General features: G+C 58.5%; 6 protein-coding genes. 3 read left to right on the forward strand and 3 right to left on the reverse strand.

Annotation, left to right across the window (positions count from 1 at the left end; genetic code table 11):
• Positions 1–43 precede the first annotated feature (43 nt).
• Both HFP54_RS02895 and HFP54_RS02900 read right to left on the reverse strand, forming a co-directional pair.
• Positions 44–1738: a GspE/PulE family protein gene (locus tag HFP54_RS02895; protein WP_146412385.1), complete on the reverse strand. Its 1695-nt coding sequence runs from the start codon at positions 1736–1738 to the stop codon at positions 44–46.
• Positions 1739–1887: 149 nt separating this feature from the next.
• On the reverse strand, positions 1888–4986 hold the full coding sequence (locus HFP54_RS02900) for a secretin N-terminal domain-containing protein (protein WP_168563983.1): 3099 nt from the start codon (positions 4984–4986) through the stop codon (positions 1888–1890).
• Positions 4987–5684: 698 nt separating this feature from the next.
• Here HFP54_RS02900 and map point away from each other — a divergent pair.
• Entirely contained in the window at positions 5685–6554 is an 870-nt protein-coding gene (map, locus tag HFP54_RS02905; RefSeq protein ID WP_315853842.1) for a type I methionyl aminopeptidase, read from the forward strand.
• Positions 6555–6746: 192 nt separating this feature from the next.
• On the forward strand, positions 6747–8744 hold the full coding sequence (locus HFP54_RS02910; RefSeq protein ID WP_168563984.1) for a hypothetical protein: 1998 nt from the start codon (positions 6747–6749) through the stop codon (positions 8742–8744).
• Here the strand turns inward: HFP54_RS02910 and HFP54_RS02915 are convergent.
• Complete coding sequence (locus HFP54_RS02915) at positions 8733–10949, reverse strand: sulfatase/phosphatase domain-containing protein (protein WP_168563985.1); 2217 nt, start codon at positions 10947–10949, stop codon at positions 8733–8735. The two genes, HFP54_RS02910 and HFP54_RS02915, sit on opposite strands and share 12 nt — an antisense overlap.
• A gap of 217 nt (positions 10950–11166) precedes the next feature.
• Here HFP54_RS02915 and HFP54_RS02920 point away from each other — a divergent pair, with 217 nt between their 5' ends.
• Positions 11167–13929: a bifunctional acetate--CoA ligase family protein/GNAT family N-acetyltransferase gene (locus HFP54_RS02920; protein WP_168563986.1), complete on the forward strand. Its 2763-nt coding sequence runs from the start codon at positions 11167–11169 to the stop codon at positions 13927–13929.
• The last annotated feature ends 36 nt before the right edge of the window (positions 13930–13965 follow it).

Below are 13965 nucleotides of genomic sequence, written 5' to 3' on the forward strand. Positions count from 1 at the left end.
ATGTGTCGTTGAAAAGAAAGACGATGGTTCGATCGTCGACGAATCAGATGGCGTCGCCCTTGGTCACACGCAAGACTTCGTCCACGCTGGTGGTTCCGACGACGGCTTTGTCCCATGCGTCCATCCGCAGGGTTCGCATTCCTTCCTTGACCGCTTGTCGCCGGATGTCCCAGCTGCTGGCACGTTCTTGTGCTAGTTCGCGAATCGCTTCGCTTGTCACCAGCAACTCATAGATCCCCATTCGCCCGGTGTAGCCGACGTTGCGACATTCGCGGCAACCGACCGGACGATACAGCGGGCGGCCTTCCAACGCGTCGAACGGGAAATCGCGGGGAAGATCTGCCTGATGCGGTTGGTATTCTTCGCGACAGTGGACACAAAGGCGACGCAACAGACGCTGGGCCATCACGCCTTCGACGGTTCCGGCGACCAGGAATGGTTCGACGCCCATGTCGCCCATCCGTGTGAACGCTCCGGCGGCATCGTTGGTGTGCAGCGTACTGAACACCAAGTGACCGGTCAGCGATGCCTGCGTGGCGTTTTCGGCGGTCTCAAGATCACGGATTTCCCCCACCAGCACGATGTCGGGGTCATGCCGCAGAATGCTTCGCAGCGACGCGGCAAAGGTCAGGCCGATCTTGGAATGCACCTGGATCTGGTTGATCCCGTCCAACTGATACTCGACCGGGTCTTCGGTCGTGATGATCTTGTTCTCGGGGCTTTTGATTTCCAGCAAGCTGCTGTACAGCGTCGTCGTTTTACCCGAACCGGTCGGCCCGGTGACCAGAATGATGCCGTGGGGCAAACGGATCAGTTCGCTGAACCGACCGTAGATCTCCTTGGACATCCCCAAGCCTTGCAAGTCGAACACCATCGACGACTTGTCCAGCACCCGCATGACCAAGCCTTCGCCGTGGATCATGGGGATCACGCTAAGCCGGATGTCGACCTCGCGTCCGTGGACCCGCAACTTGATGCGTCCGTCCTGGGGCAAGCGTTTTTCGGCGATGTTGAGCCGAGCCATGATCTTCAAGCGGCTGATGATCGCGGCTTGGAACCGATTGATCTCCGGTGGAACCGGTTGTGTGTGAAGGATGCCGTCGATCCGGTATCGAATGACCAGACCGTCGGATTGCGATTCGATGTGAATGTCACTGGTTCGCGTTTCGATCGCTTCGATCAAGATTTCGTTCACCAGGCGAACGACCGAGGCCTCCTGGGCCATTTCGCTCAGTTCGCTGCCGTCGGTCTCGATTTCTTCCAGCAGTTCGACGTCGTCTTCGTCACCGACGTTGGCGATCAGGTTTTCCACCGTTTCGCTGCCGACGCCCAAATGCTTTTTCATCAGCCGCGCGATTTCGCCGCGTTCGGCGACGACGGGGATGACATTGCGACCGGTCGCGGCGCTGGCTTCGTCCAGCGGATAAAGATCGAACGGATCGGACGTGGCGACCACGATCGATTCGCCTTCAAAGCCGATTGGGAACAACGACTGGCGATAGATCAGCTTTTGCGGAAAGCCTTCCAGCGCCGACAGATCGACTTCGTGCAGACGAAGATCGACGAAGTCCAGGCCCACTTCTTCGGCCACGGCGCTCAGGGCGTCCCGTTCATCGACGTATCCGAGCGACACCGCCGCTTGCAGCACACTGGGGGAATCGTCGGCGGCACTCTGGCGAAGCTGTTCTTCGGAAATCAGTCCTCGACGTTTAAGAATTTCGCCTGCGTGCATGATCATCTTCGTAATCCGAATGTCAGTGATCCGCGTCGTGGGGACGTGGAGCCCATGTCCGGCGGGCCCGCGTCAGCGGATCGTTGAAGGTGGGACCGTCCATTGTCGCCTATCGCGACGTCGGCGAAACGATCGAACGGTTAAAAAGTTTGGGCCTAGCGACCACCACGACCGCCTCCGCCGCTGGGACGTCCGCCGCCGCCACCGAAACCGCCCGGACGACCGCCGAATCCGCCGGTGCCTCCGCCGCCAAATCCGCCCGGTCGACCACCACCGAATCCGCCGGAGGAACCGCCGCCGAAACGAGATCGGAAAGCTTCGATGCGTCGCCGAATATCCTCGGGCGATGATCCGCTGGATGAGGTTCCGCTGCGGCTGTTCGACGAATTGTTACTGTTGTTGGCCCGTTCTTCGGCTTCCTGTTCGCCCAAGAACTGTTCGATGGCCTTTTGCATGACCTCGGGGTTGGTCGCACCGTCCATCGTATAGACTTCGGCGACTTCCTCGGTCTCCATGCTGCCGTCGTCCAGGGCTTCCACCAATTGTCGCACCTCAGCCAGGTCTTGGCTCGTTGCGGTGACGACCAGCGAATTGCTGCGAGCGTCGACGGCAATTTTCATCTTGGTCGGTTCGCTGGTGGCGCTGTCGGAACCACCGCGTCCGCCCCGTCCACCGCCACGCAGTGCGGCGATGAAGTCGGCCGGGTTGGGCTGGCCGCCGCGTCCGCCGCCGCCGCCACCACTTTGTTCTTCACCGAACTTCTCTGCAAACACAGCTTTGATGATTTCGGCCACATCATTGGCGTCTTGATAGATGACCGGGATCAGGGCCGGTTTCAACACGGTTTCGATGTCTTCGGGACTTTCTTCGACATCCAGTTTCGCCAGGATCGCTTCGATGAACGCCAAGTCGGTCGCGTTTGCTTGAATGATCAGGGCGTTCAACCGCGCGTCGGCCACGATGTTGACCGATCCCGAGGTCGTCAGGATGCTTTTGCTGGCCGAATCCGCTCCACTTCCGCCGATCCCCATCAGGCCGCCCAACATTCCGCCGCCAAGGCTGCCAAGCGCCGAATCGGCCATTGATGTCAGCGACGACTCCGCACCGCCCATCACACTGGCAACCAGTTCCGCCGCGACATCCGCTTTGATGTACTTCAGCCAAAAAATGGTTGGCATTTCCGATGCGGCCATCGACGGTTGAGTGATCGTTTCCAGCAAGGCTTCCAGGTCATCCAGTGCGGCGGCATCGTCCGATGCGATCATCAGGCCGTTGGGCGTCATCTGGATCACGATGTCCGACCCCAGTCCCAGACGATCCTGTTCCTCTGCCGCGGTCAGCTGATCGGATTCCGCAGCGGTGCCCCGGTCGTCGGCGTTGTCTTCGTCCGATTGTTGAACCGGGTTGGTGATGTAAACGAAGGATGGCTGATCCGCCGACCGATGATTCCACCGTGCATCGGTCGGAACATCGTTGCGAGTCTGTGAGTTTGGATAGCTGGTGTTGGATTCATCCGCTCGGCGAATCCGACGTTCTTGCAAGCCGCCGGAATTGCCGTTGTTGCTGGACGGAGTGATCGTGCGGATCGGGTTGTCGCGACCCGTCATCGGCCACAGCGTTCGCAGTTGTTGCAGCGCGTCTTCGGCGGCCCGTCCGGTGTAAGGCAGCACACGAACTTTATCGCCAAAGATGCCGGCCGACTGATCGCCTTCCAAACGCTCGATCAATTCGCGGACTTGATTGATTTCGGCTCGGGTTCCTTTGACCCACAAGCGGCCCGTTGCCGGGTCGCCGTCGACGGTCGGTCCTTCGCCGCCTTCCTCGGTAATGCCGAAGTATTTATTGATCGTCAGCAGGGCTTGGGACGGTTCCAAGCGTTTCAGATCGATGATGTCAAACTCGGTGCCGTTGCCTTCCAATTCGGCAATCGTTTCGCCGATCAACTGTTGAGTTTCCGGACGAGCCCAAGCGATCAACGCGTTACTGTTGGGTTCCACTGCGATACGTGTGTCCGGGGTGCCGGCCAACAGAGTTTGCAGCACGTCGAACACCGTGTTGATCTCCGCCGCTTGTACGGTGTGCGTGCGGAAAACAGGCAGACTGATTTCGGCATCGTCGGCCCCATCGGCGTTGGGCATCGGTTGATCCGCGGTCCGGATGATCGATTGCAACTGGGCCAACTTGGACTGGCTTCCAAAGGCCAAGATGCGTTCACCGTACAGGCCCAGCGAGATGCGGATTTCGTCATTCGTGTTTTCGCCGGGTTCCAAGCCCAACAGCGGACGGGCAAGTTCCAATACTTCCTCGGCACCACGATGCTGCAGCCGGATTTCGACGACACTGCTGTTGGTTTGGTTGGCTTGTTCCAACACCTTTTGAATCGCCCGCAGTCGCGCGACCGTATCGGTCACACGGACCTGACCGGCGCTTTCCAAAATCACAATGTCGCCGAAGGGGCTGATCAGTTGTGGCAATTCCTGATCCGCCGCGTCGCTGGACATCCCGCCGAGCGAAAAGAAGGTGGTGACAATGTCGCTGCTGCCACGACCGGCCAAGTCGTCCGGAGAAACTTGTTCGCTGATTTCCGCGATCAGTTTGTCCGCGTTCTCGATTTCCAAGTCGATCACGGTCAGCATGCGTCCGCGACGGACCAAGGCCCAACCCTTGTCCAACAACAAACGATTCAACAGGTCCAGACTTTCGTTGATCGAATACTGACGTGTCGGATCGATGTAGCTGACTGATCCCGGCGGAAACTGATTCACTTGCAGTGACAAATCCGCTTCGTCGGCATACCACTGCAGGACATCACGCCACGGTGTGCCGTTGAAGTTGAACGAAAGCTGGGGGCCGGCCGCTGCGATCGCTTGACGGATGATTTCTTCCGGCGTGTCGGCACGCATCAGCGCTTCGGCCGCTCTGCGTTGTGCTTCGGGAGACGTCGGCGGCGGGACCTGTGCGGGGGGGCTGGCCGGGGCGGCTTGCGATGCACCGGTTTCACCCGCCGCGTTATTGTCGGCTGCTTCTGGTGACGCGTCGGCGGTTTCGGATTCGTTCTTTGCCGCGTCTGCGACCTGGTCCGCCGACGGTGCGGATTCGGAATCTGGCGTGGGGGTGTCCTGAGCGCTCGTGTTGGAGCCCGCGGCAGTCACCACAGCCAGGCAGACGATCAAAGCCAACAATCGCCTTGGCCGACGCGGAGCGATCGGGCGGCAAGACGTGGTGAAGGATCGACGAATAGAAGATTGGGTCATCGTGTGGGTCGGTCCACTGTCGAGTTTCAAAAGCCGTGACGTGCGAAAAGCCGATTCGGAAACCATTCGTTGGACAGGCAGCGTGGTTTGCCGCCCATTCAGGTCATTGATTCATGGAAAAGCACCCGTCCTTGAGCCGTTTGTTTTTCCCGGTGGGACTTTCGGGTGGCCCGCCGGTTGAGGGGCCGGCCGGCATCCACCCTCCAATTGTTTCAATCGCGTTGGGCGAATTGGCATACTAATCGGGATTTTTCCGGTAAACGGCCCAAAACGGTCGACACGCACAAAGCCGTCGTCCGTCGGGACGTTTGCCTCCAAGCAATCGTTTTAACCCGGCGATTCCGACGAAGTTCTGTCCACCGCCCGCTTTTCAGCCGCGTTTTGATCGGTCCGGTCGCGGCAACGCTTGGGATTCGATCCTGACGCTGATAAGATCGTCCGACGCCTTTGCGAGTCCAGTTCGTCGTCGATTCGGGCATCTTGGCATCGGTCGGTCCGGTGACAGACCACTAAACTGGGAACCGGATGGCCGGTCAGGCTGTGATCCAAGCCAGATGCCGCCCCGCGGTCGTGTCGTGATTGATTTTGCTGCGTCTGGTTTTTGCCTGGTTTTTGCTTCGCCCCGACACGCCGTTCGCGTCAGGTCGGCGGCTCCGCTGATCGGATAAATCAAGCCGCCAATTTGGACTCGAAACCTGATCCGTCCCTCGGATCGGCACAGCGTTCCCTGTTCAACGTTCCCCACGTCTTCTTTCCCATCTCAACGTCGCATGCTGAAAAAGCAAAAACGATTGATTTTGACCGAAGCCCAACGCGACGCGATGCGTAAAGCGGGTCGCGTCAACGCCCAGTTGTTGGATTTCGTCCGCCCTCATGTCAAAGCCGGCATCACCACGGGGCAAATCGATCGTATGGTCTATGAATGGACCCACGACCACGGGCACAAGCCGGCAACGTTGGGGTATCAGAACTATCCCAAAAGCTGTTGCACCAGCGTCAACGAGGTCATCTGTCATGGGATCCCGGACGATTACGTGCTGCAGGACGGGGACATCGTCAACGTGGATATCACGACCATCGTCGATGGATGGCACGGTGACCAAAGCGAGACGTTCTTGATCGGCGAGGTCGACGAGGAAAAACGCAGTGTCACGCAGTGTGCGTTCGACTGCTTGTACTTGGCAATCGAAGCCCTGGTGCCCGGATGTCGCGTCGCCCTGATCGGCGAAACCATCGTCCCCGAGGCTCATCGCCGCGGTTTTACCGTGGTTCGCGAATATGTGGGGCACGGCCTGGGACGACAGTTTCATTTGGATCCATCGATCCCTCACTTCCCGAACCGACAAAGCCGCATCGATCGACTGCACCCGGGCATGTGTTTCACGGTGGAACCGATGATCAATGCCGGATCTCGGTACACCAAGAGCGACAAAACCGATGGCTGGACAGTGCGGACCAAAGATGGCAAGCCTTCGGCACAGTTCGAACACAGCATTCTGATGACCGAAGACGGGCCGGAAATCCTGACGCTGACCGAAGACGGGCCACGACGCGGGCACCGATTCTAAGTACACGCGGATTCCAACGACACGCAATCTTCTTGGCCCTCTGCATTTGGGGCTTCCCTATCTGAGGACTGCCGATCAGGGGCGTCCGCTGATGCCCCCCATGCGCGTGGCGAACTGATCTTGCTCAAGGTGATGACAAATTCCTAGGGTGAGCGACAAACACACCGTATGTCGAACGCCAGCGAGGCAAGGATGCACGCTCGCCCCACCACGAATCACCTTCACTGGTGCTTGATTCTGATCGTCGTCGTCCTTTCGGGATGCCGCGGAACTCGGCCTTTGGGCGGCTGGGTACAGGTCAAAGCTGAACCTACCGGCGACCTTCCTGCGATCGAGCCGCCACCGCAGCGTCTGGCCAAAGCCGCTGGGGCCGCAACCGCAACCACCGCCGAAGCACCCGGCGCGTCGCAGAACCGTCTAGCGTCGGCCAACATGGCCGAACCGCCGACGCAAACGGCATCCGTCAAAACGGCATCGCCGGCGTCACCGACCGGTGTGACCGAACCAAGCGATACACCGCAAAGCAGCGGCAATTTGGCCAATAAGGCTGCCAGTGGGACTCGGCGTACCGAGCGTTTGCTGTATCAAAAACCCGAGCGTCCCCAGAGCAAAGTCGCGGCGGCAACGCCGGTACCCGCCCCGACCGGCGAAGCAGATTCTGGCCAACCGCCGGCCGAGCAAGTCGCAGCCGCAGCGGCAACGCCGACCACACCGGATGCCAAGACCACATCGGAATCGACTGCCACGTCGATGCGGCTGAGCGACCAGATTGTCGAAGATCTGACTCAAGGCGATGCCCCGAAAAAGGTCGCCGCAACCACCGAACTTTCGGGCAAATCGACCACCGAAAACTCACCCGAATCCGGCGATGATTCGGTGGCAAAGAATACCACCGACGATACGTCGTCGAAGATTGCGACGGCCGCAAAAGCTGAGAATGCCGCTGAGGATACCGATGCGCAAAAAGCTGCCGAAGCCGAAGATGCATTGGACGCTTTTGCCAACAGCCCGCCCGAGATTCAGCAACAGGCTTTACGTCACCTGATCACCCTGGCCGTTCGTGACGCGAATCGAACCAGCCAGCCGGCGTCGATCGACGATCTACTACTGCAGGCAATGTCCGACCCGGTGGACTTGCCCGAGCCCCGTCGCACCCCATCGCCGATGCAAACGACTCGAATCGCGTCGCCCGGCACTCAGCCTGCTGCGACCATGGTTGCACAAACACCACCGCAGGCTGACGACGCTGCACCCAAGCCCGATCCGGTCGTTGCACCGGAGTCGTTGGTCAAGGTCGACAACGCCCCGGCGGCTTCGGCAACCCCGTCGGTTCAACCGGTCGGTTCGGTTGATGACAAAGACAGCGTCGATTCAGTTGAACTGGCGGTGGGCAGCCAGCCGATGCCGGAACCAACCAAGAAGTCGGGGAACCCGGCGGATTCCGTTCAGTCTGCGGTCGCGCAAGTCAGCAACGCCCTTTTGTCCGACGACGCCCTGTACGACATGTTGATCCGGCGATTGGGCCAAGCCGCCGACGATGAAACCGAAGCCCAAAAACACCGTCGCGAAATCATCACCCGTCACTTGCTGGTCCTGGCCGGCAAACCGGATGCGGCCGTCGAAGGCATCGAAGGCTTGACCCGCGAGGAACAGGAATACCTGCGTCACCAATTGATGGGGTTGTGGACGATCATCGATCCGGCCGGTCATCCGGTCCCCAGCCGACGCTTTCATTCGGCCCTGCCACAAATGCGCGAAGGCATCAAGCACTTGGCCGCATCGACCGATTCGCTGGAAGTCAAATCGATGGCCTTCTGCACCGCCGTCGATTGGTACGGGCAGTACAAGGAGTTCGATGAAGCCGTCTTCAAGCCCGAGGCCGACGTGATCTTGTACTGTGAAGTGGATAACTTCACCGCCAAACAAGTCGGCGAAGGATACGAGACGCATCTCCAGGGCAGCTACACGATCTACAACGCCGAAAACCGCAAGGTGCTAAGCCAGTTGTTGCCGGCCGACAAGCAAGTGTCGCGGAACTACCTGCGTGACTATTTCATTGCCTATGGCATGAAGATCCCCACCGCGCTGACCGCCGGCAAATACCGGCTGGAATTGACGATGGAGGATCTGAACGGCAAGAAGTACGGTCAGTCCAGCATTGACTTTGAAGTCAAAGCATCAAAGCCCTAGATCTTTCAGCTTGGGTTCGATTGCTTCGGCCCAAAGCCGATAACCTGCTTCGCTCAAGTGCAACTGATCGGGCATGATCGTCTTGCTGATCGTGCCATCGGATTCCAGGAACACGTCACCGATGTCCATGTAGTGCACGTGTGAACCATCGGCCAGTTTGCGGATTCGATCGTTGATCGCAATGTTGTTCAAGCGATAAAGATCGAATGGGTCCGCGCCCCGTGGGAAGATTCCCAGCAACAGAATTTGGGTGTCCGCCCAACGCTGTCGTAAATCTTCGACGATGGCCGTTACACCCTGGGCGACTTGATCGGGCGACTGCATCAAGTGACCGGTGTTGTTGGTGCCGATCATGACAACGGCCACCTTCGGGTTCAACTTGTTGACCTTGCCTTTGTCCAAACGCCAAATCACGTGTTCGGTACGGTCGCCACTGATTCCCAGGTTGATCGGGCGTCGGTCGCCGTAAAATTCCTGCCAGATCTTCTTGCCGGCGCCCTCCCATCCTTGCGTGATTGAATCGCCGATGAAGGCAAGGTCCGCGTTGCCCTGCGATGCACGGCGTGTCTGCGATTGAAAGCGATCGGCCCACCATTTTTCGGTGCCGCGCGTTGCGGGGATGGTCGCCGTGTTCACATCGTACAGAACTCGCAAATCCCAATACCGTTTTTGCATCGCCAGCAAAATCGATGCGTACTGCGGATCGTCATGCACGCTTTTTAATTCCAGCGGATCCTCTTGCAGATCAAACAGATTCCATTGGCGAGTGCGGGCGAAGTACATCAATTTGTACCGATCCGTTCGGACGCCATCGTGGAGTGGCACGTTGTGCACGGCGGCATTTTCGTAGTACGCATAATAGATCGCGTCGCGCCAATCGGATGTCGCTTTGCCTTCGTTCTTCAGCATCGACACCATGCTGCGCCCTTGGATTTCATCAGGGACACCAGCACCTGCGATTTCGAGGAACGTCGGCGCGTAATCGATGTTTTGGATCAACGCTTTGGATTCGACACCGCTTGCGACCTTGCCGGGCCAGCGAATGATGAATGGCATTTGCAAGGATTCTTCGAACATCCAACGTTTGTCATACCAGCCGTGTTCGCCCAAGTAAAAACCCTGGTCGGAGCTGTAGATCACGATGGTATCTTCGGCCAAGCCGGATTCATCCAAGTAATCCAGTAGCTGACCGACGCTGTCATCGACCGCTTGAACACATCGCAGGTAATCTTTGATGTAACGTTGATACTTCCACCGAACGATGTCTTGATCGGACATCGAACCGTCACGGATCGAATTGATAAGTGCTTCGTTTTCCGGGCCATAGGCGGCGTCCCAGTCAGCCTTTTGCTGGTCCGTCATTCGCTGGTATTCACGATTGATGATGCCGGATGCAAAGTGTTCGGGGAACTGGTTTTCGCCCTGGAACTTCATGTCGTGCTGCCAATACATGTGATCGGCGATCGACATTTCGTTTTCTTTCAGCAGTTCGCTTCGTCCCTGATAGTCATCGAAAAGGGTTTCCGGGACGGGAACGTCGGTGTCCTTGTACAGTGAAAAGTGACGTGGTGGTGGCGACCAATTTCGGTGCGGTGCTTTGTGTTGGCACATCATCAGGAACGGCTTGTCCTCGTCACGGTTCTTCAGCCAGTCCAGCGCCTGTTCGGTAATGATGTCGGTGACATAGCCTTCGTATTGCTTGCGGTCACCACCCATCTGCAGAAAGACCGGGTTGTAATAGTTGCCTTGTCCCGGCAAGACTTCCCAGTGATCGAACCCTGTCGGGTCGGTCCCCAGGTGCCACTTTCCGATTAGCGCGGTTTGATAGCCGACATCCTGCAACAACTTGGGAAACGTCACTTGGCTGCCGTCAAAACGGTTGCCGTTGCGTCGGAATCCGTTGATGTGACTGTGCTTGCCGGTCAGGATGCAGGCTCGGGACGGTCCACAAATCGAATTGGCGCAGAACGAATTGCGAAACAACATGCCGTCGCTGGCAATGCGATCCAGATGGGGCGTTTGGTTGATTTTCGAACCGTAAGCGCCAATGGCCTGCGTCGCGTGGTCGTCGGAAAACACAAACAAGATGTTTGGCCGCTTTGCGGTGTCGTCGTTCGCTGTGGCCAGACGATGGCCGAAGGCGGTGGCGGTCAGCAGGGCCAAAATGGCGGCGGTTCTCAGCGCCGGCGGTGTGCCGAGTCTCATGATCAGGTTGGGCTCCCAAGATTCGAAGGAAGGGTTTCAGGCGGGGTGGGAAAGCCAACAGGATAACGGTTGGGACAGCGGGCGGAGGCGACCGGCGGACCAAAGCGTCGCGGTTACAAGGAACTGCCAGAACCTTGCCGCGTTCCAGATCGGCGATTCGTTAGACTTGACGTATTGATGCCCCCGCTTGATTGGACGACGCCCGACGGATTGCGAGATGCCGTTTCGACCTTTGCGCAAGATCTTTTCGCCTAAAAGTGTGGCTGTGATTGGCGCCAGTTCGCGTGCCGGCAGTGTCGGGGAACGAGTGATCGCCAACCTGATCAATGCCGATTTTTCAGGTCCCGTTGTCCCAATCAATCCGGCCCACGATGCAGTCCATGGGCTGAATTGCGTTTCTCGTATCAGTGACGTGCCACACGCCGTTGATCTGGCGGTGCTGTGCACCCCCGCCGATGTGACGCCCGACGTGGTGGATCAGTGTGGCAAGGCCGGCGTGGGCGGATTGATCTGTCTAAGCGATGGCTTTCGAGAGATCGGTCCGATAGGGCGCGGGCGCGAAGACGAACTGAAGACCGTTTTGGCCAAGTATCCGCGGATGCGGATGATCGGTCCGAATTGTCTTGGCGTGATCCGCCCACCGGTCGGATTGAATGCCAGCTTTGCGACCGATGCGGTGCAAAAGGGGAACGTGGCGTTTCTTTCACAGTCGGCCGCCTTTTGTGCATCGATTCTGGATCGGGCCGCCAGCGAAGGGATCGGTTTTTCCTGCGTCGTTTCGGTCGGCAACATGGTGAACGTGACGATGGCTGATTTGATCGACCATCTGGCGTTTGATCCGCACACCGATGCCATCGTGATTTACCTGCAATCCTTGGCCGATGCTCGGCGTTTCATGTCGGCCGCGCGGGCCTTCACTCGGTACAAGCCGATCATCGCATGCAAAGCGGGGCGGTATCACCAGTCTGCGATCGCCGCGGCATCACACACCGGTGCCATGGTGGGAATCGATGCGGTGTATGACGCCGCGTTTGCACGTGCGGGCATTGTGCGTGTCGACCAGGCGGAAGATTTGTGGGGCTGTGCGGAACTGTTGACCCGGTACCCGAATCGATGTGGTTCACGATTGGGAATTTTGACCAATGCCGGGGGCCCGGGAGTGATGGCCGTTGATGCATTGATGCGATGTCGTGGTCAACTTGCAAAGTTAGATCCACAACGCCGAAGTGCGATGGACGATCTCTTTCCCAGCGGTTGGTCGCGTGACAATCCCGCCGTCGTTTTTGGCGACACGGATCCGGTCCCCTACAGCGAAGCGGCCGACGTGATGCTGGCCGATCACGGCGTGGATGCTTTGTTGGCGATCCTGGTTCCGCAACCGTTGACCGATCCGGATCAAACGGCGCGGCGCATTGCGGATGTCGCCAAAGCACACCGGAAGCCACTGATCGCATGTTGGATGGGCGGGTCTCGAGCAGCGTCCGGGGCGAAGTGGCTTCATGACCACGACATCGCAGTGTATTCCAGTCCTGAAAAAGCGGTCACCGCATTTGGGCATTTGGTGCACTACGGACGCCGGTACGATCTGTTGTATGAAACGCCCAAAGCCGCACCGCCGGTCGTGGTCAGTGATGATCGGACGGTGGACGACTTGTTGGGCGGTGAAGGTGATGTCGCGGAGAAAGAATCACCACAGGTTTGGTCGGAACTGCGCAGCAAACGTCTGTTGGCGGCCTATGGGATCGATGTCACGATGCCTCAAGTCGTGCGATCCGCTGACCAGGCGATCGCCGCCGCTGATGCGATGGGGTATCCCGTCGCCGTGAAAGTCTACGCACCGGAATTGACTCACAAGACCGACGTCGGCGGTGTCGTGCTGAATGTCAGCAACGCCGAACAGGTGGCCGAAGCCTACCAGACGATCCATCAACGATCGGCACAGGCACGACCTGACATCCAGGTTCGTGGGGTCACGGTCCAGCCGATGTTGGTCGATCCGCTGGGCCGGGAGTTGATCGTGGGGGCCAAACGCGATCCCGTCTTCGGTGCGGTGTTGATGGTCGGCGCGGGCGGGATCGACGCGGAACTGTTCCAAGATTCGGCGGTCGAATTGCCACCGCTTAGTGAATCGCTGTCACGGCGACTATTGGAACAGTTGCAATGCCGTCCGATGTTGGATGCGTACCGCGGGCGTCCGCCGATCGCCATGGATGCACTTCAGGATGCGCTGATACGTATCAGCCATATGGTGGCCCAGCATCCCGAAGTCATCGAACTGGATATCAATCCGTTGGTGGTGACGCCCACACGAACCATCGCGTTGGATGCGACGGTATTGGTTGATCACGAGTGGAAGCCGATTGCACCTGGCGATTTTCCACATTTGGCGATCCGTCCTTATCCCGATCAGTGGATTCGTGCGGATCGCCTGAGTGATGGCACGGAAGTGACGTTGCGTCCGATTCGGCCTGAAGACGAGGACGCGTGGACACGGATGTTGGCGACATGTTCACAGGAAACGATTCGGTTGAGGTTTCGATATCTGTTCAAGCAAGTCGAACACGAAATGGCGGCACGTTATTGCTTCATTGATTACGACCGCGAACTCGCGCTCGTGGCGGAATACCATCCGCCGGCGCAGTCCGATGATCCGGCCATCGCCGGCGGTGAGTCTTCCTTGATTGGTGTCGGACGTTTGATCGCCGATGCGGAAAATCATGAAGCCGAATTTGCCGTGATGGTTCACGACCAGTGGCAGGGACGACGACTGGGGTCCATCCTGACCGACCGCTGCCTGGAGATCGCAAAGCAACGGGGGCTTCAAAAAATCGTCGCCGAAACCGCCACCGAAAACCGTGCGATGCGGACCATCTTTCAAAACCGCGGCTTTCAGTGCCGACGGATCATTGGCGATGACACCTTGATCTTCACGCTGGACATGGCCGGTGCGAATGCGGACGCAGAATCAAAGCAAGCGTAACAACGGTGAGATGGATCAGCGCGGTTCAATAGCCGG

The organism is Crateriforma spongiae, assembly GCF_012290005.1.
GTDB classification, from domain to species: Bacteria; Planctomycetota; Planctomycetia; order Pirellulales; family Pirellulaceae; genus Crateriforma; species Crateriforma spongiae.